Genomic DNA, 23,235 nt, shown 5'->3' on the forward strand with positions numbered 1-23,235 from the left:
AGGCGCGTTATCGCCTATCACCTACTGTTCGGGCTTAAACTTCCCACATCAAACGGGATAGAGTACGCCCGAGCAGTAAAGGTAGGATAGATGACCCCCTTACGTATGACTTTCGCCGCCGTTGTTTTGGTGGCCACAGCGCTTCCGGCTCAGGCCGAGAAGGTGAGCCTGAGTGCGATTTCCAAATATTTGAATGGTCTGACGACCGCCAAATCTCAGTTTACGCAGATCAATGACGACGGGACGATCTCGACCGGGACGATTTACTTGAAACGTCCGGGCCGTGCGCGTTTTGAATACAATCCTCCGATGGATGCATTGGTGGTTGCCGGTGGGTCTCAGGTTGCGATCTTCGACGGGAAATCAAATGCGGGTCCTCAGCAATACCCATTGAAACGCACGCCGCTAAACCTGATTTTGGCGCGAAATGTGAATCTGAATCGTGCAAAGATGGTGGTTGGCCATAAGTATGATGGCACCGCGACCACCGTGGTTGCGCAGGACCCCGAAAACCCCGAAGTTGGCACGATTGAACTGAAGTTCACGTCGAACCCGACCGAACTTCGTCAGTGGATCATCACCGACAATGCAGGTACAAAAACCACTGTTCTGTTGGGCGAGCTAGAAAAGGGCGCCCCCCTTGGGTCGTCACTTTTCTCGATCACTGCAGCAATCAAACAGCAATCTCGTAAATAGAACTTTGAATAGTCTGGCCCAGGTGTTGAGCCCAGGTCAGACAAAAACTTAGCGGCAGCTTGCGAGCTGTCGCTGATACATGGCCGAGCGCGACCCGACTTCGTCAGCGACACGGACCAACCAAGACTTGGAATTGTAGCTGCCACGCAGATAACCTGTCCGCCCTTCATGATAGGCTAGGTATTGATTGCGGGCATCGGACAGCGGGACGCCAGTCACATCACGCGTCTTGTTCATATACCAACCCATGAAATCTGTGGCGTCTCGAATGTTGGTGCGGCGTGCGCTGCGACCACCTTCGGCCTTTTGGTATTCTTTCCACGTGCCGTCCAGCGCCTGTGCATAGCCATACGCCGAGCTTTGACGCCCCATTGGAAGCACGCCCAACACGTATTTCATCGGGGTACGGGCATCACGCACGAATTTCGATTCCTGATGGATGATTGCCATCTGAACATGTACGGGAACGTTCCACTTGCGCTCAGCCTTTTTCATGGCACGCAACATCTTGGGTTGCTGCCGCACGATACTGCACGCATTGTCAAGGTTTCGAGGCGCTCTGGACTTGCCACCACACGACGCCACGAACGCAACAACCATGGTTGCGAGTATGAGTTTCTTCATCTGCCTACTGCTCTTATGTTTTTTGCAAGTCTAGCCGATTTTCGACGCGGTGTGAATCACCAGATATCCCTTTTTCGTGACCGTGGCGTATCTTTGCTGGCGCGGGCGATTTCTGATCACACGTGTCGAAAGTACCCAAACTGTTTCCAACTTTTCCAGTGAAGTTGCATGGACATTCCACCGTGATCGGCGGTAGTCATAAAGCCATGGTAAGGCCAATGCTGAAGACACACGCAAAATATCATTTGGGCCAAGTTGTCCGCCATCGGAAGCATCCCTTCCGGGGGGTCGTTTTTGATGTGGATGCGATGTTTTCGAACACCGAGGAATGGTATGACGCTATTCCCGAAGACAGCCGCCCATCAAAAGATCAGCCGTTTTATCATCTGCTTGCAGAGAATGATCAAAGCTACTACGTCGCCTACGTTTCCGAACAAAACCTAGTTGCCGACTACTCCGGTGAACCCGTCGAGCACCCTGATTTGGCAGATCTTTTTGGCGATTTTGAGGATGGACAATATCCTCTTCAGGTTCAGTTGAACTAAGCTCAAACAGTCGCATTTACTCAGCCATTGGACGTAGTGCGCGTTCGATTCGAAGGTCAACGTTTTCGTCGGTTGGCTACGCTGTGTCGCAGTTTGAGATGGCAATGCTGAAGGCCAGACAATTGCTCTGATCGACCCGCTTGTAGCTGAGATTATCCGTCAATTCTTGCACCAAAAGCCAGCCGAATCCCCCTTCGGGCAAGTCGTCCATCAGGCAATCAAGGTCGTGCTCTACCTTCCGGTCCAGCAGCCCATCAGGCAGAGGAACGCCTTCGTCAAGGACCTGAACATCTATTGCCTGATCAGTTCGTTTGACCGAAAGCTGGATCAAACCAGTAGGCCGTTCCTGATAGGCGTGTTCGACGATATTGTTCAGAACTTCGGCCAACACGATCTCGGCAACCGACTTCCCATCCGAAGGAAGATCAAGCGCCAGAACCTGATGCAAAGCCTGCCGTACAGACATTGCATCGCTTGGAAATTTCAGCTCAAGCGTATCGGTTTTGTGTGGCTTTGCCGCGCTATGCAAATTCTATGCACTCCTGTTGATACCAGTCGCTTCAGCTTGCGTTGGCCAGCCCACCATCAAGGGCGCTGGCAACATCGGCATGGATTGTAAAAACGGTGTCCATTCGCGTCAGGCTAAACACCTTTTTCACCGTACTCGACAAGCCAGCAAGCTCAAAACTGCGCCCGTCTGGCACCTGCTTTAAAGCGGCGACAATCGCGCCAAGACCGCTGGAATCAATGAAATCGACGCGAGACATATCGACCACAATGCGGTCTGGGCCATCCGCGGTCATCTCGCGCATGGTATCTTTGAAGCTGATTGCGATTGCGGCGTCGATTCTGTTGTTGTCGACGGTAATCAGACGGGCTTGTGGGCCATCTTGGAAACTGAGTTGCACGGGTTCGCTCCTTCACACGGTTAGTAGAACTACAGTCTAGACGGCGATCCTTACCATTCGGTAAGCGAGTACGGGAAAAGCATTGGCTGGAGGCAAAGATGAAAAACGTGGTTATCGCAGGGGCGGCGCGCACCCCCATGGGCGGATTTCAGGGCGCATTCTCGGGTGTGACAGCTTCCGAGCTGGGCGGCGCAGCAATCAAGGCCGCATTGGAAGATGCAGGCGCCGAGGCCAGCCAGATTGAAGAGCTTCTGATGGGCTGTGTTCTGCCCGCCGGTCAGGGTCAGGCACCCGCACGTCAGGCAGGTTTTGCTGGCGGTTTGGGCAAAGAGGTTCCGGCGACCACGCTGAACAAGATGTGCGGCTCGGGTATGAAGACTGCGATGATCGCCTATGATCAGGTCGCGCTGGGTGGCACCGACATCATGGTCGCTGGCGGTATGGAGAGCATGACCGAAGCTCCCTACATCCTGCCGAAAATGCGCAGCGGTGCACGGATCGGACACGGTGCGGTCGTGGACCACATGTTCCTGGACGGTCTGGAAGACGCCTATGACAAGGGTCGCTTGATGGGCACGTTTGCCGAAGATTGCGCAGAAAGCTTCCAGTTCACACGCGAAGCTCAGGATGAATACGCACTGAAGTCGCTGTCGAACTCTTTGGAAGCACAGAAGTCTGGTGCATTTGAAGGTGAGGTTGCCGCCGTCACCATCAAGACCCGCAAGGGCGATATTGTGGTGGCTGAAGATGAACAGCCTGGCAATGCGCGTCCGGACAAGATCCCGACCCTAAAACCTGCCTTCCGTAAGGATGGAACCGTTACAGCGGCCAACAGCTCGTCGATTTCGGATGGGGCTGCGGCGTTGGTTGTTGCATCGGAAGACGCGGCCAACGCGGCCGGCCTGAAGATTCGCGCGCGCATTCTGGGTCACGCGAGCCATGCTCAAGAGCCGAACTTGTTCACAACGGCCCCTGTCCCTGCGGCGCAAAAGCTGCTGGACCGTCTGGGCTGGACCAAAGACGACGTGGACCTGTGGGAAGTGAACGAGGCCTTCGCCGTCGTCCCCATGGCCTTCATGCACGAAATGGGTCTGGCGCGTGACATCGTGAACGTAAACGGCGGTGCTTGTGCGCTGGGCCACCCAATTGGGGCCTCGGGCACGCGCATCATGGTGACGCTGTTGAACGCGCTTGAGAAACGTGGTCTGAAACGTGGTGTAGCCGCGATTTGCATCGGGGGCGGTGAAGGCACTGCCATCGCGATTGAACGCGTGTAAGATCACCTAAGACCCGCAAGATTAGGGGCGCGGGTTTCCGCGCCCTTTTCATTTGGAAAACACCATGAAGATCAACTACGCCGAAACTGCCCAAATCATTGCATCGCTTACTGAAGGCGAGTCAGATGAGGTCGCCCTGATGGCCACCGTCACCTGCGAGCTGCACCACGCCGATGACCGGTTCGACTGGACGGGCTTCTATCGCGTGACCGAGCCCGAGTTGCTGAAGATTGGACCCTATCAAGGCGGACACGGCTGTTTACAGATCCCGTTTTCGCGCGGGGTCTGCGGCGCTGCCGCCCGCACGGGCGAGGTCCAGTTGGTGGACGACGTGGATGCATTTCCCGGCCATATCGCCTGCGCATCCTCAACACGGTCAGAAGTCGTGTTGCCAGTCTGGAACACCGAAGGTGCGCTGATCGCTGTGCTGGATATCGACAGTGATCAGCCCGCTGCGTTCGCACAGGAAGACGTGAATGCTCTGGCGAAAATTCTGTCAGACACGTTCGCGCGTTAACTGCGTAACCAAAGCAATCATTCATTTCAGACCCGTTTTCGCAGCCTGAACACGACAATTTTTCGTCGCTATCAGGCTTGCAACGAATCACCTTTCTGCCTCAACATGAAAAAAAACGTGAAAATTTCACGATATCGTTCATGGGAGGACCACATGCTTCACAGCGACCCACAGCACTTGCACCGAACCAGTCTTGGGGCTGATTTGCGGGCATTGCGCAAGTCGCGTGGCATGACCCTAACAGAAGTGTCCGAGGCTTTGGGTCGTTCCGTTGGATGGCTTAGCCAAGTGGAACGTGACAAATCCGAGCCGTCGATTTCGGACTTGCGTGAGATTGCCGAGGTGCTCGGCGTCCCTATGTCGCTTCTTTTCGCACATAAACCTGCACTAGAAGGCGAGAAAGGACGCATTGTCAGGGCTGGCAATCGACGTCCGATGGGTGCCGGTCATGAGGGCTTGATCGAAGAGCTGCTCTCGCCTGATCTGACCGATGATTTCGAAATGGTGCATTCCACCTTCGAGCCGCATTCGAAAACCGAATCCCCGGCCAGCCGTCCCACTCAGGAAGTTGGCTATGTGATTTCGGGCAAGCTGGACCTGACAATTGGGGGGCGTCCCTTCACCGTTCAATCCGGGGACAGCTTCCGCATCAAGCACGAAGCATTTGTATGGGCGAACCCATATGACGAACCGGCCGTGGTGATCTGGGTGATCGCTCCGCCGGTTTATTAAGGAGGGTCGGATGCTAAAAGGAAGCTGCCTATGCGGCGCGATAGAATTTGAGACCTCGGCCAATCCAAAAGGCGTCTCTATGTGCCACTGTAGCCAATGCCAGAAGCAATCCGGTGGCATCTGGGCCTCCGCTTACGTAGCAGAGGCCGACCTGACAATTGCTGGCGACGTCAAATGGTACGCCGCAAGTGACGCCGCCAAACGCGGTAGTTGTCCGACCTGCGGATCTTTCCTGTTCTGGAAAGCCAATGACGAAGACACGATCAGTTTTGCGCTGGGTGCAATTGACGGACCCACCGGCCTGAAGCTCGAGAAACACATCTTTATCGCCGACAAGGGCGACTATTACGAAATCGCTGACGGCTTGCCGCAAAGCGCGCAGTAACTCTTAGATAGACGGAGACCACCATGTCTGATTTCCCCACCAAAGCCCGCGTTGTCATCATCGGTGGCGGTGTCGTCGGCGCATCAACACTGTACCACCTTGGCCTGAAGGGCTGGACCGATTGTGTCCTGCTGGAAAAGAACGAGCTGACCGCAGGGTCGACCTGGCACGCGGCGGGCAATGTGCCGACGTTCTCGAACAGCTGGGCGATCATGAACATGCAGCGCTATTCGACCGAGCTGTATTCGCGTTTGGGTGAAGAGGTCGATTATCCAATGAACTATCACCAGTCGGGTTCAATCCGACTGGCGCACACCAAGGAGCGAATGCAGGAATTCGAGCGCGCCCGTTCCATGGGTCACTATCAGGGCATCGAGATGGAGATGTGGACGCCTGAGCAGGCGAAAGAGCGTTATCCGTTCCTTGAGATCCACGACCTTATGGGCGTGCTTTGGGATCCGTCGGATGGCGATATTGATCCCGCTCAGGTCACGCAGGCGCTGGCGAAGGGTGCGCGCGACATGGGGCAAAAGATCCTGCGCTTTACCCCGGCCACGGGTGTGACCCAGAAGGAAGACAAGACATGGGTTGTTCACACTGAAAAGGGTGACATCGAATGTGACTATGTGGTGAACGCCGCTGGTTACTATGCCCAACGCGTGGGCGAGATGTTCAAGCCCTATGGCGGACGCACCGTGCCGATGATGGTGATGGAGCACCAGTACCTTCTGACCGAACAGATCCCCGAAGTGGAAGCATGGTCCAAGGAACATGGCGGTAAGCTGCCTCTGATCCGCGACGTGGATGTGTCGTACTACCTGCGGCAGGAAAAGCACGGCTATAACCTTGGTCCGTATGAGCCGAACTGTAAGGCGCATTGGCTTGGCGACGATAAGATGCCTGAAGATTTCAGTTTCCAGCTTTGGCAGGAAGATCTGGACCGGATCGAAGATATCGTGGTCGATGCAATGGCGCGTGTGCCGCTGATGGAAACTTCAGGCGTGTCCAGTGTGATCAACGGCCCGATTCCCTATGCGCCGGATGGTTTGCCCCTTATTGGCCCCATGCCAGGCGTCGCGAATGCGTTTGAGGCCTGTGTGTTTACGTTCGGCATCGCCCAAGGCGGTGGCGCCGGGAAGGTCATGGCCGAATGGATCGTCGATGGCGGTACCGAATGGGACATGTGGGCAGTCGATCCGCGCCGCTATACCGACTACACCGATCAGGATTACTGCGATCAGAAAGGAATGGAGGTCTACGGCAACGAATACGCCATGCACTTCCCCCATCACGAATGGCCCGCTGCGCGCGACAAGAAACTGTCGCCGGTGCATGACCGTGTGATCGCTGCTGGTGGCGTCATGGGTGCCTATAACGGCTGGGAACGCGCCAACTGGTTTGCGCAAGACGGCGACGATACCTCGCTGGAAGCGACCCACACGTGGGGCCGCCAAGGACCTTGGACCCAGCGTGTGAAAGAAGAATGCGAGGCCGTGCGTGACGGTGTTGGTGTTCTGGATCTGCCGGGCTTCTCGCGGTTTGAACTGTCGGGTGAAGGTGCAGCGGAATGGCTTCGTGGCATGGTCACCGGCGCGCTGACCAAGGTGGGCCGGATGAACCTGATCTATTTCTCGGATGACCGCGGTCGCATCCTGACCGAGATGTCGTGCCAGCGTCACGCCGAGGATCACTTCACCCTGATCACCGCAGCCTCCGCACAGTGGCATGATTTCGAGGTGCTGAAGCGCAAACTGCCGGAAGGTCTGTCCTTGACCGACCACACGACCGAGAAAGACACCCTGATTGTGACCGGCCCCAAATCGCGTGACCTGATGACCGAAATTGGCACCGATGCCGACCTGTCGTTGGGCTGGTTGACCCATCAAGAGGCCACCGTCGCGGGCAAATCTGCCCGTGTCGTACGCGTGTCCTTCGCTGGTGAACTGGGTTGGGAAATCCACGCGACCAACGCCGACATGCCTGCCATCTATGACGCGGTCATAGCGGCAGGGGCCAAGCCCTTCGGCATGTATGCGCTGGACAGCTTGCGTCTGGAAAAGGGCTATCGCACTTGGAAAGGCGACCTGTCGACCGATTACTCAATGTTCGAAGGTGGTCTGGAACGCTTCGTGCGTCTGGACAAACCGCAGGACTTCCCGGGCAAAGCCGCGCTTCAGTCGGAAAAGCAGCAGGGGTCAAAGAAGGCCTTCGTCACCCTCACGGTTGATGCCGGTGACTGCGATGCGCCCTATATGTCCTGCATCTGGTCGGGCGATCAGATCGTCGGTGAAACCACCTCGGGCGGTTGGGGCTATCGCGTGAACGGCTCGATCGCGTTGGGCATGGTACGCACCGATCTGGCCGAACCCGGCACCGAGCTTGAGGTCGAAATCTACGGCCAAAAATACAAGGCCGTGGTTCAACCCGATCAACCGCTGTGGGATCCAGAAAACGAAAGGCTGCGTGCCTAAAACCCAATCACACCCCGCGCGCATTTGTGCGCGGGGCCGTCAATCAGCGAGGTGAAGAAGATGAAGGACATGATCCAGCATCCAATTCAGGTCGATATCCTGATGTCGGATGGTTTCGTTCTGACTGAACTGTCCGCCATTTTTGAACTTCTGCGCATCGCCAACCGGGTTACCGCGCGCGAGGTGTTTCGCTGGCAGAGCCTGTCACGTCACGGCGGCGCTGTCAGCTGTCGCGCTGGAATCGACGTGGCGACCCAGCCCTTTGATCCCAAGCCATCAGCACACTACGTCTTTGTGTTGGGCAATTCCAATCCGGACGCCAAAGAGCTGTCTCTGCAAAAAGAGATCAAGGCTTATCAATGGGCCGGTGCCCGCGTGATCCTGCTGTCCGAGGCAGCAAGCCGTCACATTGCCGAAACCGGCGAACAGTCGATGAGCCACACGACCCATTGGGAAAATCGCGCGGTTTTGAACGAGCGCGGTACGCCAGGCGTCGGGTCCTATGCTCTGGTCGCTGATGACGGACGCATCATTACGTCTGCGGGGATGGGATCGACACACGACCTTGTGCTGGCGTTGCTCGGCAGCCACCTGTCTGCTGCGTCAGTCGCGACAGTCGCTGATATCATGTTGCACGAAAACATCCGCACATTCGCAACTCTTCAACCCTTTGGCGGGAAAGAGCTTTCTTTGACAGGCAACCGGGCACTTGATCAGTGTGTCGAGTTGATGCAAGCCAATTTAGAGGAGCCCTTGCGCATCTCGGAACTGGTCTCGCTGCTCGGTATTTCGGAACGGTCCCTCGAACGTCACTTCCGCGCACATTTCCACACCACGCCCAATTCGTATTATCGCGAGTTACGTCTAAACCACGCCAACACGCTGCTTTTGAAAACAGCGATGAGCGTGCGGGATGTTGGGTTGGCTTGCGGCTTTCCCAATGGGTTTTCGTCGCTCTTCCGCCGCCATTTCGGCGTGACCCCGATGTCGCTGCGCAAGAACGGAAACTTGCCTGCCTACAATAACTAGATTCCGGCACTTTTGTCGGAAACACGATGTTTGGTCGCGGCATCTCGTGCCACCTTCAACCCGAATCCATCAAGGAGTGATGTCATGTCTCTGCCCACACAAGCCCGCGTTGTCATCATCGGTGGCGGCGTTATCGGCTGTTCTGTCGCCTATCACTTGACCAAGCTTGGCTGGAAGGATGTTGTCCTTCTTGAGCGTAAACAGCTGACCTCGGGCACCACATGGCACGCTGCAGGGCTGATCGCGCAGCTGCGGGCGACGGCGAATATGACGAAGCTCGCGAAATACTCGCAAGAGCTTTATGGTGAGTTAGAGACTGAAACTGGTGTTGCGACGGGCTTTAAACGTGTTGGCTCGATCAGTGTCGCGTTGACCGATGAACGTATGGAAGAACTGGCTCGTCAGGCCGGCATGGCGCGCTCTTTCGGCGTGGATGTAGAAGAGATCACGGCAGCAGAAGCCCTTTCACGTTATGAACACTTGAATATCGACGGCGTGGTCGGCGGCGTCTGGCTGCCCAAGGACGGGCAGGGCGACCCGGCCAACATCGCTTTGGCACTGGCAAAAGGCGCGCGTCAACGTGGGGCGCTGGTCAAAGAACGCACCAAAGTCACAGGGATCAAGCGCGACGGTCGCAAGGTGACGGGTGTCGATTGGGCGTCGGACGACGGCAAGGAACAGGGTCACATCGCCTGCGACATGATCGTGAACTGCGCGGGTATGTGGGGCCATGAAGTTGGACGCATGGCCGGTGTGAATGTGCCGCTTCACGCATGCGAGCACTTCTATATCGTGACCGAAGCCATTCCGAACCTGACCCAGATGCCGGTTCTGCGAGTGCCGGACGAATGCGCCTACTACAAGGAGGATGCGGGCAAGATGCTTCTGGGCGCGTTTGAGCCCAATGCCAAGCCGTGGGGCATGAAGGGCATCGCCGACACGTTCGAGTTCGACCAATTGCCCGAAGATTTCGATCATTTCGAGCCGATCTTGGAGGACGCTTGCAACCGTATGCCCATGCTCGCCGAAGCAGGTATTCACACCTTCTTCAATGGGCCGGAAAGCTTCACACCGGATGACGCCTATCACCTTGGCCTTGCGCCAGAGATGGACAATGTCTGGGTTGCTGCGGGCTTTAACTCGATCGGCATTCAATCGGCAGGCGGTGCAGGCATGGCGCTGGCCCAGTGGATGGAGGACGGCGACAAGCCTTTCGATTTGGGTGACGTGGACATCAGCCGGATGCAGCCCTTCCAAGGCAACAAGCACTACCTTTATGAACGCTCGAAAGAGACGCTGGGCCTGCTCTATGCCGACCACTTCCCATTTCGGCAAAAGGCCACCGCACGCGGTGTGCGCCGCACACCCTTTCATCACCACCTGAAGGAAAAGGGTGCCGTGTTTGGAGAGCTTGCGGGTTGGGAACGTGCCAACTGGTTCGCCAACGAGGGCCAGAAGGCCGAGTACGAATACACCTGGGGTCGCCCCAACTGGTTCGAAAACTCGGCTGCCGAGCACAAAGCCGTACGCGAGAATGTCGGCATGTACGACATGACTTCTTTCGGCAAGATTAGGGTCGAAGGACCGGACGCAGAAGCGTTCATGAACTATGTGGGTGGCGGCGATTATTCGGTGCCCAACGGCAAGATCGTCTATACCCAGTTCCTGAACCGTCGCGGAGGGATCGAGGCAGACGTGACCGTCACCCGCTTGGCCGAGACCGCTTATCTTGTCGTCGCCCCTGCTGCCACGCGTCTGGCAGACCAGACGTGGATGCAGCGCCATGTTGGCGATTACCGCGTGGTGATCACCGATGTAACCGCAGGCGAAGGCGTTCTGGCGATTATGGGGCCCAATGCGCGCAAGCTGCTTGAGAAAGTCAGCCCGAACGACTTCACCAACGCCACCAACCCCTTTGGCACGGCGCAGGAGATCGAGATCGGCATGGGCTTGGCCCGCGCCCATCGCGTGACCTATGTGGGCGAGCTGGGATGGGAAATCTATGCCTCGGCCGACATGGCTGGCCACGTGTTCGAAACGCTGTTTGAGGCTGGGCAGGACATGGATCTGAAACTCTGCGGCATGCATATGATGGATAGCTGCCGGATCGAAAAGGGCTTTCGCCATTTCGGGCACGACATCACCTGCGAAGACCACGTGCTGGAAGCCGGGCTTGGCTTTGCGGTGAAGACTGACAAGCCGGATTTCATCGGTCGCGAGGCTGTGCTGGCTAAGAAGGAAAGCGGGCTGGAAAACCGCTTGGTCCAATTCAAACTGAACGATCCCGAGCCGCTTCTCTATCACAACGAACCCGTCATTCGTGATGGCGAAATCGTGGGCTATCTCAGCTCTGGTTCTTATGGCCACCATTTGGGCGCTGCCATGGGTTTGGGCTATGTGCCGTGCAAAGGCGAAAGCGCTGCGGATGTTCTGGCTTCGAGCTACGAGATCGACGTGGCGGGCACGCGGGTGAAAGCGGAAGCATCGCTGAAACCTATGTATGACCCGAAATCGGAACGGGTTAAGGTATGACGTTCAACGACCAGCCTGAACTGGACGGGGAAACGCTGCGCTTGCGCGGGCTGCAGGAAGAGGACCGCGAAGCGCTCTTCCTTGCGGCCTGTGATCCCGAGACTTGGGCTGGTCACCCCGCGAAAGATCGCTATCAGCGCGCCGTGTTCGATCCCTATTTTGACATGCTTCTAGCCGCTGGAGGCACGCTGATCGTGTTCGACAAGACGACCGATCAGGCGATTGGGTGCTCACGCTACTATGTTGGCCCCGATGCGCCCGGTGACATCGCCATTGGCTTCACCTTCCTGAACCACCGCTATTGGGGCGGAGAGGTGAATTTTCGAATGAAGCAGCTGATGCTGAATCACGCATTCAAGCAGTTTGACCGGGTGTGGTTCCACATCGCCCCCGACAATATCCGTTCGCAAAAAGCGACGATGAAGATCGGTGCAGAGTTCACAAGTGACGAGGATCTGGACCTGTCAGGCAGTGTCCTGCCGTGGAAATGCTATCGCTTGGATCGCGCCGTTTGGGCGCGGGTCAAGGCCGAGCGTTTGGGGGATTAATCCATCACGCAGATTGATGTATCCGTTCAATGAAATCGCTCTACCCAATCGATGTGGTTGCCTGTCATAAAGGCGGGGTGAGGAGCGCGCGATGACAATGACAGCCAAACCCGAAAACATCGATACGCCACAAGGCCTTGCCTTTGCGATCACGGCCTATGTGTTGTGGGGGTTCTTGCCGCTGTATCTGAAGCTGCTGACCCATATGCCCGCGACCGAGGTTCTGGCCCACCGCGTTATCTGGTCAGTGCCTGTGGCCGGTGCTGTGTTGGTTGCCTTGGGGCGGACGCGGGATTTGAAAGCCGTTCTGACCCACCCACGCAGCTTGATGTTGGCACTGGTGACGGCAACTCTGATCTCGGTCAACTGGTGCATCTATATTTGGGCGATTGGGGCCGAGCAGACTGTCGAAGCGGCGCTGGGCTATTACATCAACCCGCTGTTTTCGATCGTGATGGGGGCGATGCTTTTGGGTGAACGCCTGTCGCGCGCGCAGTGGGTTTCTGTCCTGCTGGCCGCATTGGCAGTGATCGTCCTTACGGTCGATGCAGGTCGTTTGCCTATGGTGGCGCTGGGTTTAATGTTGACCTGGGGCTTCTACGCATATTTCAAGAAATCCCTTCCAATCGGCCCCAATCAGGGCTTCCTTCTTGAGGTGTTGATCCTGACGCCGCCTGCCTTGGGCTATGTCATCTGGCTTGCATATACCGGAGAGGGCCACCTGTTCACGGGCGCATGGGACACGGCGCTACTAATGGGCTGTGGAGTGGTCACCGCGGTACCTTTGATGTTCTACGCCAATGGCGCCAAGCTGTTGCGCCTGTCGACCATCGGAATCCTGCAATACATCGCGCCGACGATGATTTTCCTTGTTGCAGTTTTGATCTTCAAAGAGCCGTTCGGCGGGGCCAAGCTGATCGCCTTCCCTCTGATATGGTTGGCATTGATCATCTATACGACGTCCATGTATCGGCAGATGCGTCGCAAGCGGTGACTTGCGGCACTGGGCCTCAGCCGCTATCCCGCGCCTATGTCGTCTGATTATAACCCGCCCAATGATCCACTGGTGATCCTGCATCACGACCACGAGCTGTTGCTGGTCGACAAGCCCTCGGGCCTGTTGTCGGTGCCGGGTAAGGGTGAGCATTTGGCGGATTGCCAGATCGCGCGGGTTCAAGCTGTCTTCCCCGAAGCACTTTTGGTGCATCGGCTCGACCGTGACACGTCGGGCGTCATGATCTTTGCCCTGACGCCGCATGCGCAGCGCCATCTTGGTCTTCAGTTTGAAAAACGACAGGTCAAGAAAACCTATCTGGCGCGAGTGTTTGGGCGGGTGGAAGAACGTGAAGGCACCGTGGATTTGCCCCTGATCGTTGACTGGCCCAATCGCCCCAAACAGCATGTGGATTTTGAGAACGGCAAGCCGGCGGTGACCGATTGGAAGGTCCTGCGCTACGAAGAAAACGCCACGCGGATGAGGCTGTTTCCCCAGACCGGCCGAAGCCACCAATTGCGTGTGCATATGCTGGAATTGGGCCACCCCATTCTTGGCGATCCGTTCTATGCAACGGGCGAAGCGCGCGATGCGCCGCGCTTGATGTTGCATGCCGAAAGCCTGCGTCTGCGCCACCCAGATGGCGGAAAAGGGCTGACCATCAAGGCGAAATGCCCATTTTAGCAGGGATGACCTAGGGGCATCTCCCCTTGTCGTGCGCCTTGCTTCCTGCTTTTTTGGGAGAACCTGCAAGGAGCCCATCATGCATCAACCCGTCATTTCCGGAACCGGGGTGTTTACCCCAACCGAAATCATCTCGAATGCCGAACTTGTCGAGGCATTCAACGCCTATGCCGACAAGCAAAATGCAGCGCAGGCCGATGCGATTGCGGCGGGCGAAACTGATGCCATCGGACACTCGAGCGAAGAGTTCATCGTTTCGGCGTCGGGCATTCATCAACGCTATGTGATGGACAAATCCGGCGTTCTGGATCCGGATGTGATGCACCCATCTTTGCCGGAACGCGCGGATGACGAAATGGGCATCATGACCGAAATGAGTGTGGATGCTTGCAAGAAGGCTCTGGCGCAATCTGGTCGCGATGCCAGCGAGGTGGACCTGATCATCTGTGCTGCCTCGAACCACGAACGGGCCTATCCGGCGATTGCCATCGAAATTCAGCAGGCCTTGGGCGCAGGTGGGTTCGGTTTTGACATGAACGTCGCCTGTTCTTCGGCGACTTTTGGAATACAGGCCGCCGCGGATATGATCCGGTCGGGTTCTGTGCGACGCGCCCTAGTCGTGAATCCCGAGATCTGCTCGGCCCATCTGGAATGGCGTGACCGTGATTGTCATTTCATTTTCGGCGATGTGGCCACAGCGACGCTTCTGGAACGTAAAGAAGACGCCCAAGGCGATCATTTCGAAATCCTGTCGACCCGTTGTTTGACCCAGTTCTCAAACAACATTCGCAACAACAACGGCTTCCTGCGACGTACGCGTGAAGCCACAAACGACCTGCCGGATCGGCGCGATATGCAGTTTATGCAGAACGGCCGAAAGGTGTTTAAAGAGGTTTTGCCGATCGTCTCGAAACACATTCTGGAACATATCGCAGACATTAACGTATCGCAGGATGATCTGAAGCGGCTTTGGCTGCATCAGGCCAACAAGTCTATGAATGACTTCATCGGGAAGAAGGTACTTGGCCGTGTTCCCGAAGATGGTGAGCAGCCAAACATTCTGCAGGATTATGCCAACACCTCATCCGCAGGATCGATCATCGCTTTCTCGAAATTTTCTGATGATCTGGCTCCGGGTGACACAGGCGTCATCTGTTCCTTCGGTGCGGGCTATTCTGTCGGGTCAGTGGTGGTGCGCCGCGCTTGAATCGTGGCCCCACTTGGTCAGCGCTGTCACCGCACGATGAATTCCGCATGAAGCGCCCCCGCGGCCTTAATGCTTTTCAGAATGTCGATCATATCGCGTGGTGCGACGCCAAGCGCGTTTAGCCCAGCAACAAGTTCGGACAGGGATGCTCCGCCGCTGACTTCGGCAAGGCCGATACCGGGCTCTTCCTCAATCGCGGCATTGGTTCGCGGGACGACAATCGCCTCGCCGTCGGAGAATGGGTTGGGTTGCACAACGATGGGCTGCTCCTGAATGCGCAGTGTCAGGTTGCCCTGCGACACCGCCACCCGGCTGATGCGAACATCTTCACCCATGACGATTGTGCCGGAACGTTGATCGACCACCACCTTGGCTCGGCGTTCGGGTTCAACCCCGATATTCTCGATCGTGCCCAAGGCATGCGCGGGAGAGATAGCCCGCGTGGCTGTGATATCAACGACAACCGTCCCACTATCCAACATGCGGGACACGACGCGGCCATATTTGCCATTGATGGCGCGTTCGATGCGTTCTGCCGTGGTGAAGTCTGGGGTGCGTAAGGCCAGCCGGATGGACTTCAGCTTGGTGAAATCAAACTCGATCTCGCGTTCGACCCTTGCGCCGCTGGGGATCACGCCACTTGTCGGAACACCCTTGGTCACGGTGGCCCCATCGCCTTCGGCGCTGGCCCCGCCTGCGATCACCGTGCCTTGTCCCACGGCGTAGATCTCTCCATCTGCCGCATTCAAGGGCGTCATAATCAGCGTGCCACCCAACAGGCTTTTGGCGTCCCCAATTGCTGAAACGGTCACGTCAATTCGTGACCCCGATCGAGCGAAAGGGGGAAGGGCGGCGGTGACGAATACGGCAGCCACATTTTTTGGGCGGAACTGCTCACCTGTGATATTTACGCCCAAACGCTCCAGGATGTTGGACATGATGTCTTCGGTAAAGGGGGCGTTGCGAATGCCATCCCCGGTGCCGTTCAGGCCAACAACCAAACCGTATCCAACCAGATCATTTCCGCGTACTCCGTCGAATTCCACCAGATCTTTGATGCGCACGGAACTGGAATGGGCTGCAAAGGTCATCGTGAACAGCACCAATAAGAAGGAAATCAGGTATCTCATCGCATATAATCCGTGAATCTGAGTTTCGACAGGCGCGCCGTCGTGACATAGAGCGCCTCCATCTGGCCATAGAGCTCTTCCAATCGTGACGCCGTGTCATAGGGATCTGCGGCGGTTAGATCGTTGTATGAAAGCTCCAGCGCGTGTTTTTCCGCGGTGTTGTGGACCACTGCGTTTTCAATCCGTGCCTCGACCGCACCGACGCGGGCCTGAAGCATTGTGGTTTGATCAACGGCCTGCAGAAGCGCGTTGGACGCAAGCTCTGTCAGTGCTTTTTGTTGCTTCAAATCGCCAGCCAATGCGCCTTCGCTTAGAACAACAGTTTTTGCCACCGCGGAAAGCAGGTTTCGGACCTCGGTATCATTGGCGCGGACGGGCAGCGTTGCGGTTTCGCCGTTGCCCAACCTAATTGGGCCATAGCTTTCATCTGCCCCGAGATAGCCGAGTGATTCAAACCCGCCACCCGGTGTGTTGAACCAGTCGTCAATTTGCGAGGCCACGCCGCCGGCTGTCACTTCGCCAGCGATGGCGGTCATAAGCTCTGTTATGATCGTTTCTGCGTCGGCAAGGGCAGGTTGATCCGTCGCAGCCCCTGCAAACAAGGACCGCCCGCCAGCAACCGCATTCAGCTTTGAAATGATCGAAGCAAACTTCTGCCCGGCGTCCAAAGATGTGGTGTGAAGCAGGGTGGAGTTATTTGAACTTCTGGCAGCGATCAGCCCGTTCGATAAGTCCTGCGCCTGTGTGTGGATTGTTGTTAACGCAACCTGAGTTGTTTCTGCCATCAAGCGCGCCTCGGTCGTGGCTTGTTCGTGAGCGGACATGAGTTTCAGGCTATGTTCCAAGCCCGCAAGTGCACCGATACCGCCCGTGGTTTTCGAACCCAAATCCGTTTTCCGCCCCGTGGACATTTCGGTGCCCAGACGTGTGAGCTCCTGACGCATTTGACTGGACTGCCGCCGCGTGAAGAACGAACTGGCCAAATCTCCGTAAGTCGAAATGCTCATGCTATACCCCTTACAAACCCAAGATTAGTTGCATCATTTCGTCAGCGGTTGTGATGACCTGTGCGTTGGCGGCAAATGCCTGCTCGATCATCATGAGCTTCTGCATTTCAGCATCGGTATCCACACCATGAGACAGTTCCATTTGCCGCAGGCTGTCGTTCTGCGCGGTATCAAAGCTTAAGCGGGTGTCCATCTGTTCGCGGCCACTTGCCACGATGTTCAGAAGATCGGCTGCCAAGCCTGCGGTTGAGCGTGCAGTGCTAGAAAAACCGCCTGATGCTGCTGTTATCGGCGTGTTCAGGACTTCGATCTTGTCGTTCAACAACTGAGAATTGCCCACGTTCCCGGGGACAGCGGCCCCTAAACCATCACGCAAGCGCCAAATTACGCCGCCCTGTGATGGGTCAACGGCAGCGTTAACTGTCAGGCGTGTGGACAGTGCGACCTCATCCACCGGGTCAAAGGCCAGCCCAGCGTCGGTAAACAAGCCGGGCGCTCCCGGAGCACGTGTGGCGTCCAACGCCGGGTCCTGAAAACGTTCAACTAAGTTGCGTGCAAATCCATCGAGCTGTTCTTGAGCGGTCACAGCAAGCTCATCACGAACTTCAAAATGCGCGGCAAGAGAGCCGCCTGAGATTGCGCTTCGATTTGACGAAGTATCGACAGATTGACCATTGATGGTCAGTCCCGACAATGCGCCCCCGGCTTGGGTCATCTCAGGTACGATCAAGTTTACCGTCGAGAATTCCAGCTTTGCGGGTTTCCCATCCAGAAGAATCGCCCCCCCGGCTGAGATCAGGGCAACTCGCCCACCATCACGCGGAACTTGTTTGATTGGCACGATCGAAGACAAGGCATCGATTGCCTGTTGCCGTTGATCCATCAAGCCCGACGGATCAGCGCCGCGGGCCATTGCAGCCTGAATTTTGACATTCAGGTTTTGCACGTCTTCTAGGCCCTGATTCAGCTGCCCAACCTCCTGCGCGATGGCGCTGTCAGCGGACAGGCGCGCGGCCTGAATGTGGTCTGATGTGGCTTTGATATGCGACACAACGTTTTTCGCTGCGTTCAGGCTGGCGTTCAGAGCGGCTTCACTGTCTGGGCGCACGGCGGCTTCTGTAAGTGCGGCTTCGAATTGCGCCAATCTGCCTGACAATGATCCAGGTTGATCCGGTGTCCCGAGCGCTTTTTCCAGCCCCGCAAGGAATCCCGAGCGCGTGCTGCTATGGCCGATGGCAGCATCCGATAGGCGGCGCTCACCGACTAAAATCTCGTCGACGTTCCGGCGGACACCCTCAACTGCCACGCCAGAAGGCGCACCCCCCAAATTGCGCGATGACAGCTCAAGCGAGCGGGCACCATATCCTTCGGTCATCGCGTTGGCGACGTTGTTGGATACAAGATGGGCCGCGCGCGTATTGGCGTTAAGGCCGGTCAAAGCGTTGTGAAGGGCACCAGAGATGGTCATGAGATGTTACTTTCCAGCACGAGATCAGCGTTTGATATTCGTGGTTTCCTGAAGCATTTCGTCGACGGTTTGGATGACCTTGGCGTTGGAACTGTAAGCCCGCTGCGTTTGTATCAGGTTTGTCAGTTCGCCTGCCACATCAGTGGTAGATCCTTCCCGCGCAAAACCCACAACCTCACCCGTGGGGCCATCGCCTGCATTCCACATGAAAAACGATCCGCTTTCTGGGGACACCTGATAGGCTTGGTTCGAGAGAGAAGTGAGGCCATTAGGGTTTGAGACGTCAACCAGAGGCACTTGATAGATCGTGCGAATAAAACCCGTGTCATAAGTCGCTTTCAAAAATCCATGTTCATCGATCTGAACTGCGGTCAGGTTGCCCACTGGCGACCCGTTTTTGGTAATCGCAACGGGTGCAAAACTGTCGGACAATTGAGTTAACCCGTTCGGATCGCCAATGCCGCCAATTGTCAATGAAAGGGGACCGCCTGCAACGGTCAGATCCAGGGTGCCATCAGTTGCGTTGTATGCCCCGCCCGAAACAACGGACACTGAGGCAAGAGTACCACCGTCCGCCCGACTGTCGTCGAAGGCCAGCGTGTATTCCCCAATTACTGCCCCGCCCGATGCACTGTCGGTGATCTGCATTGTCCAAGTGTTCGATGAGCCCGTTCCGGGTACAGTCGGGGTAAAGCTGAAATCTAATGTTTCTGAGGTACCTAGGTTGCCGAAATACTCGACTGACAAGGGCAATGGGTTACCATCTGCGCCTGCTTCGGTTTCGACGGCTGGCAGGTTGACACCCAGCTTCATGTTGGTTGTCGGGTCGCCTGCGGTTTGGTTCGCGTTGATTACAACGGGTTCCAGCCCAACGCCGGTGTCCCTTGGGTAGGTTCCCACATTGCCATCTGCATCTGCTGGCCAACCCAACAACACCAGCCCCGTTTCGGTTTTCAGAACGCCTTCGGAATCTGTCCGAAATGACCCTGTGGTGGTCATCATCATTGGCCGCTCACCCGGGTTGGCGTCTGCGTAAACCTCTTGCGTGACAGGAAGCATGCCGCGTCCCGCGATCGCAATGTCCATGGGGTTCGATGTTGAAATTAGCGGACCGTGTTCGTCGATCAGGCGTTGTGTTGTTGTTCGCACGCCGCCCGCCGAATAGGTGCCAGCCCCGGCGTTGCCGCCGATGACCAGACTTTGGAAATCTGCGGTGGCCCGTTTGTAGCCGAATGTCGAAGAGTTCGCGATATTGTCCGAAATCGTTGCTAATTTCGTTGCATGCGCGTTCAGACCGGCCACGCCGGCACTTAGCGAAGAGGAAATCGTCATGGTGCGCCTTTCTGCTGCATCTACCTCTGGTTCGCATCAGCATGGCGGACGTGTCCTTAACAGGCGGCTAATTCCCTTCTATTTGGCGACTGATTTCCTTTGATCAACTGATTTCATTATCTTTTTGAGCGTAACAAGATCATCTCAATCCGATTGTTTCGGGCCGCCATCGCGTTTGGAATCACGGGCTCACGGTCGGCGTGGCCTGTCACGCGTTGCACTTTCTCAGGTGTTTGATCCAGTGATTCGAATAGCTTCCGCACTCGGTCAGCGCGCCCAGAGGACAGTTGCCATGCAGTGTTTTCTGCAATGACCACAGGCTGGGAAGCCACGTGCCCTTCGATTGCAATACCGTTCTTGGCCAATGCAAAGACCTCGGAGATCGTGGCGATGATCGCTTCCAAAAGGGGCGTCGGCGTATTGGTTCCGGCATGAAAGATTGGTGCGTGGTCCAGATCGAAAACCTCAACCAACAGCCCTTCATCGGTGACTCTGGTGACGATATGACGCTGCAACTTGTCGCTTGTCATGCTTTCGCCTGAACGGGCCAGCAAAAGCTCTTCGACCTCTTTCAGCTTGGCGGTTTCCTTTTCGCCCTCATTGCCCGCGCCGTCTGCCTGATTTCCATCCTTGGAACTAGACGGGTCGCGGGGCAATCCGCCGGTTCCGGTCTGTGACAGGGTTTCTTCGCTGAAGACACTATCGCCGCCGAAAGACCCACTTCCACCGCCGGAAACGCGCGTGATGGGAATGGTTGGGCTGAAGTAGTCCGCGATCCCTTTCCGCTGTTTCTCTGTCGTGGCGTTTAGAAGCCACATCAGAAGAAAGAACGCCATCATAGCGGTCACAAAGTCTGCATAGGCAACTTTCCACGCGCCACCATGATGACCGCCGCCACTGACTTTCTTAACTTTCTTAATAATTACTGGAGCCTGTTCATTCGAACGCATCCCACCACCTCATTTTTCACCCAAGGACATGGATATCAGCGGCAAGTTTCCATTGGCTTAACTATTCAAATTGTTGCCATTTCATTACTTCGCATGTGAAGCATCCCTTTTTCTTGACTTCATTTCACTTGCAACGATATTATGTTCAGGCAACAGGATTGGCCGTAACTGGCATTGAAACGGATGGAAGCATGAACAAGCACAGCCCGTCGCGCGATATGACGCGCGCGGTGTCAGCCGTTGGCACCGAAACCCACTATATGCCCGGTTGGGCCAATGACTTCGAAACCGAGGCTCTGCCCGGCGCTCTGCCGCAAGGCATGAACAGCCCGCAGAAGTGCGAATATGGCCTGTATGGCGAACAGCTGTCCGGCACCGCCTTCACCGCCAACCCGCCCGAGCGCACCTGGTGTTATCGCATCCGCCCGTCGGTGAAGCATTCAGCGCGCTATACCAAGATCGACATGCCTTACTGGAAGTCCGCGCCCTGCGTAGATCCTGACGTGATCTCGCTGGGTCAGTACCGTTGGGATCCGGTGCCGACAACCGAAGGTCTGAACTGGATCACCGGCATGCGCACGATGACCACGGCCGGCGACGTTAACACGCAGGTCGGCATGGCATCGCACATCTATCTGGTCACGGAATCAATGGTCGACGACTATTTCTTCTCGGCCGACAGTGAACTTCTGGTCGTGCCGCAGGAAGGCAAGCTGCGGTTCTATACAGAACTGGGCATCATCGACCTTGCCCCGCAGGAGATCGGCGTAATCCCACGCGGCTTGGTTTACCGTGTTGAGCTTCTGGAAGGCCCGGCGCGTGGCTTTGTCTGCGAAAACTACGGCCAGAAATTCGAGCTTCCGGGACGTGGCCCGATTGGTGCGAACTGCATGGCCAACCCGCGTGACTTCAAAGCTCCTGTTGCGGCATATGAAGACCGCGAAGTACCGTCGACCATCACCATCAAATGGTGCGGTCAGTTCCACAAGACCGAGATCGGCCAGTCGCCGCTGGACGTGGTTGCATGGCACGGCAACTACGCGCCTTACAAATACGATCTGACCACCTATTGCCCGGTTGGTGCGATCCTGTTTGACCACCCGGACCCCTCGATCTTTACCGTGCTGACAGCACCTTCGGGCCAGCCGGGTACTGCGAATATCGACTTCGTTCTGTTCCGCGAACGCTGGATGGTGGCTGAAAACACCTTCCGTCCGCCGTGGTATCACAAGAACATTATGTCCGAGCTGATGGGCAACATTTACGGCCAGTATGACGCCAAGCCGCAGGGCTTTGTCCCCGGCGGTGTCAGCCTGCACAATATGATGCTGCCGCATGGACCGGACCGTGATGCGTTTGAAGGTGCGTCGAATTCGAACCTTGGGCCCGAGAAGCTGGACAACACCATGTCCTTCATGTTCGAAACCCGCTTCCCGCAGCACCTAACCGCCTTCGCGGCCAATGAAGCGCCGCTTCAGGACGAATACATTGATTGCTGGGAAAGCCTTGAGAAGAAGTTCGACGGGACGCCGGGTAAGAAATGATGCGCAAGAAATGATGAAACTGTATGGATATTGGCGGTCCACGGCGGCCTATCGCGTGCGCATTGCGCTGAACCTGAAAGGGCTCAGCGCGGATCACGTGTCCGTCCATCTTGTGAAGGATGGCGGACAGCAGCACGCAGAAGACTATGCTGCCAAGAACCCGGCCCATCTGGTGCCCTCGTTGGAGCTGGAAGATGGCACTGTCCTGACCCAGTCGCTGGCGATCATTGATTATCTTGAGGCGGTGCAGCCAGAGCCTGCCTTGCTGCCTGCGGACCCGATCCAGCGTGCCAAGGTTCTGGCTGCAGCCCATGTCATCGCGATGGACATCCATCCGGTAAACAACTTGCGCGTAGCCAAGCATCTGGGCGACACGTTCGGTGCGGATGCCGAGGCCAAACGCCAATGGATGATCCACTGGATGGACACCGGCTTTGCCGCCCTTGAACAGATGGTCGGCAAGGACACGAAATACGCCTTTGGCGACACTCCGTCACTGGCGGATATCTGCCTTGTGGCCCAGTATTACAACGCACGGCGCTGGGGGGTGGACCTGTCCGCCTATCCACGCCTGACCGAAATCGAAGAAACCTGTCTGGCCCTGCCTGCCTTTGCCGCCGCAAGGCCCGAGGCACAGTCAGATGCCGAGTGAGGA

At 56.5% G+C, this 23,235-nt stretch carries 23 protein-coding genes; 15 read left to right on the top strand and 8 right to left on the bottom strand.

Annotation, left to right across the window (positions count from 1 at the left end; genetic code table 11):
- Positions 1 to 90 precede the first annotated feature (90 nt).
- Positions 91 to 696: an outer membrane lipoprotein carrier protein LolA gene (locus MWU55_RS03350; RefSeq protein ID WP_246934287.1), complete on the top strand. Its 606-nt coding sequence runs from the start codon at positions 91 to 93 to the stop codon at positions 694 to 696.
- A 48-nt stretch (positions 697 to 744) separates the two neighbouring features.
- Here MWU55_RS03350 and MWU55_RS03355 read toward each other — a convergent pair whose 3' ends face one another.
- Positions 745 to 1,320: a transglycosylase SLT domain-containing protein gene (locus MWU55_RS03355; protein ID WP_246934288.1), complete on the bottom strand. Its 576-nt coding sequence runs from the start codon at positions 1,318 to 1,320 to the stop codon at positions 745 to 747.
- A gap of 218 nt (positions 1,321 to 1,538) precedes the next feature.
- Here MWU55_RS03355 and hspQ point away from each other — a divergent pair, with 218 nt between their 5' ends.
- Entirely contained in the window at positions 1,539 to 1,865 is a 327-nt protein-coding gene (hspQ, locus tag MWU55_RS03360; protein WP_246934485.1) for a heat shock protein HspQ, read from the top strand.
- Positions 1,866 to 1,941: 76 nt separating this feature from the next.
- Here the strand turns inward: hspQ and MWU55_RS03365 are convergent, their stop codons facing one another.
- Together MWU55_RS03365 and MWU55_RS03370 are read right to left on the bottom strand one after the other, a co-directional pair.
- A complete protein-coding gene (locus MWU55_RS03365) occupies positions 1,942 to 2,331 on the bottom strand; it encodes an ATP-binding protein (protein WP_246934289.1) in 390 nt (129 codons plus the stop codon).
- A gap of 94 nt (positions 2,332 to 2,425) precedes the next feature.
- A complete protein-coding gene (locus MWU55_RS03370; RefSeq protein ID WP_246934290.1) occupies positions 2,426 to 2,773 on the bottom strand; it encodes an STAS domain-containing protein in 348 nt (115 codons plus the stop codon).
- 98 nt (positions 2,774 to 2,871) lie between these two features.
- Here MWU55_RS03370 and MWU55_RS03375 point away from each other — a divergent pair, with 98 nt between their 5' ends.
- From MWU55_RS03375 to MWU55_RS03425, 11 genes are all read left to right on the top strand, one after another.
- The gene (locus tag MWU55_RS03375; protein ID WP_246934291.1) at positions 2,872 to 4,050 is read left to right on the top strand and encodes an acetyl-CoA C-acyltransferase; all 1,179 of its coding nucleotides are present in this window, start codon (positions 2,872 to 2,874) and stop codon (positions 4,048 to 4,050) included.
- A 64-nt stretch (positions 4,051 to 4,114) separates the two neighbouring features.
- A complete protein-coding gene (locus tag MWU55_RS03380; RefSeq protein ID WP_246934292.1) occupies positions 4,115 to 4,567 on the top strand; it encodes a GAF domain-containing protein in 453 nt (150 codons plus the stop codon).
- Between the two features lie 153 nt (positions 4,568 to 4,720).
- A complete protein-coding gene (locus MWU55_RS03385; RefSeq protein WP_246934293.1) occupies positions 4,721 to 5,299 on the top strand; it encodes an XRE family transcriptional regulator in 579 nt (192 codons plus the stop codon).
- 10 nt (positions 5,300 to 5,309) lie between these two features.
- Entirely contained in the window at positions 5,310 to 5,684 is a 375-nt protein-coding gene (locus tag MWU55_RS03390; RefSeq protein WP_246934294.1) for a GFA family protein, read from the top strand.
- A gap of 23 nt (positions 5,685 to 5,707) precedes the next feature.
- Positions 5,708 to 8,155 carry an FAD-dependent oxidoreductase gene (locus tag MWU55_RS03395; protein ID WP_246934295.1) on the top strand — a complete coding sequence of 816 codons (2,448 nt, stop codon included), beginning with the start codon at positions 5,708 to 5,710 and terminating at the stop codon, positions 8,153 to 8,155.
- Positions 8,156 to 8,215: 60 nt separating this feature from the next.
- On the top strand, positions 8,216 to 9,184 hold the full coding sequence (locus MWU55_RS03400) for a helix-turn-helix domain-containing protein (protein ID WP_246934296.1): 969 nt from the start codon (positions 8,216 to 8,218) through the stop codon (positions 9,182 to 9,184).
- Between the two features lie 84 nt (positions 9,185 to 9,268).
- On the top strand, positions 9,269 to 11,716 hold the full coding sequence (locus MWU55_RS03405) for an FAD-dependent oxidoreductase (RefSeq protein ID WP_246934297.1): 2,448 nt from the start codon (positions 9,269 to 9,271) through the stop codon (positions 11,714 to 11,716).
- The gene (locus MWU55_RS03410; protein ID WP_246934298.1) at positions 11,713 to 12,264 is read left to right on the top strand and encodes a GNAT family N-acetyltransferase; all 552 of its coding nucleotides are present in this window, start codon (positions 11,713 to 11,715) and stop codon (positions 12,262 to 12,264) included. The genes MWU55_RS03405 and MWU55_RS03410 overlap by 4 nt, the downstream gene beginning before the upstream one ends.
- A gap of 97 nt (positions 12,265 to 12,361) precedes the next feature.
- A complete protein-coding gene (gene rarD / locus MWU55_RS03415; protein ID WP_246934486.1) occupies positions 12,362 to 13,258 on the top strand; it encodes an EamA family transporter RarD in 897 nt (298 codons plus the stop codon).
- Between the two features lie 36 nt (positions 13,259 to 13,294).
- Positions 13,295 to 13,942, top strand: a complete 648-nt coding sequence (locus MWU55_RS03420; protein ID WP_246934299.1) for an RluA family pseudouridine synthase — start codon at positions 13,295 to 13,297, stop codon at positions 13,940 to 13,942.
- 79 nt (positions 13,943 to 14,021) lie between these two features.
- The gene (locus MWU55_RS03425) at positions 14,022 to 15,149 is read left to right on the top strand and encodes a beta-ketoacyl-ACP synthase III (RefSeq protein ID WP_246934300.1); all 1,128 of its coding nucleotides are present in this window, start codon (positions 14,022 to 14,024) and stop codon (positions 15,147 to 15,149) included.
- A gap of 26 nt (positions 15,150 to 15,175) precedes the next feature.
- On the opposite strand, the gene MWU55_RS03430 is transcribed toward MWU55_RS03425, so the two are convergent.
- The 5 genes from MWU55_RS03430 to MWU55_RS03450 form a co-directional block, all read right to left on the bottom strand.
- Positions 15,176 to 16,279 (bottom strand): flagellar basal body P-ring protein FlgI, encoded by a 1,104-nt coding sequence (locus tag MWU55_RS03430; RefSeq protein ID WP_246934301.1) that lies wholly within the window; start codon positions 16,277 to 16,279, stop codon positions 15,176 to 15,178.
- Positions 16,276 to 17,286 carry a flagellin gene (locus tag MWU55_RS03435; RefSeq protein ID WP_246934302.1) on the bottom strand — a complete coding sequence of 337 codons (1,011 nt, stop codon included), beginning with the start codon at positions 17,284 to 17,286 and terminating at the stop codon, positions 16,276 to 16,278. Before MWU55_RS03435 ends, MWU55_RS03430 begins: the two co-directional genes overlap by 4 nt.
- A 10-nt stretch (positions 17,287 to 17,296) precedes the next feature.
- Positions 17,297 to 18,754, bottom strand: a complete 1,458-nt coding sequence (flgK, locus tag MWU55_RS03440; RefSeq protein ID WP_246934303.1) for a flagellar hook-associated protein FlgK — start codon at positions 18,752 to 18,754, stop codon at positions 17,297 to 17,299.
- A 24-nt stretch (positions 18,755 to 18,778) separates the two neighbouring features.
- Positions 18,779 to 20,086, bottom strand: coding sequence for a flagellar hook-basal body complex protein (locus MWU55_RS03445; protein WP_246934304.1), 1,308 nt, complete (start codon positions 20,084 to 20,086; stop codon positions 18,779 to 18,781).
- Between the two features lie 116 nt (positions 20,087 to 20,202).
- Complete coding sequence (locus tag MWU55_RS03450; RefSeq protein ID WP_246934305.1) at positions 20,203 to 21,036, bottom strand: flagellar motor protein MotB; 834 nt, start codon at positions 21,034 to 21,036, stop codon at positions 20,203 to 20,205.
- 191 nt (positions 21,037 to 21,227) lie between these two features.
- Here MWU55_RS03450 and hmgA point away from each other — a divergent pair, with 191 nt between their 5' ends.
- A complete protein-coding gene (hmgA, locus tag MWU55_RS03455; protein WP_246934306.1) occupies positions 21,228 to 22,580 on the top strand; it encodes a homogentisate 1,2-dioxygenase in 1,353 nt (450 codons plus the stop codon).
- 13 nt (positions 22,581 to 22,593) lie between these two features.
- Positions 22,594 to 23,232: a maleylacetoacetate isomerase gene (gene maiA / locus MWU55_RS03460; RefSeq protein WP_348646209.1), complete on the top strand. Its 639-nt coding sequence runs from the start codon at positions 22,594 to 22,596 to the stop codon at positions 23,230 to 23,232.
- The last annotated feature ends 3 nt before the right edge of the window (positions 23,233 to 23,235 follow it).

Origin of the sequence: Aliiroseovarius sp. F20344, from assembly GCF_023016155.1 — a bacterium.
Taxonomy (GTDB): Bacteria; Pseudomonadota; Alphaproteobacteria; order Rhodobacterales; family Rhodobacteraceae; genus Aliiroseovarius.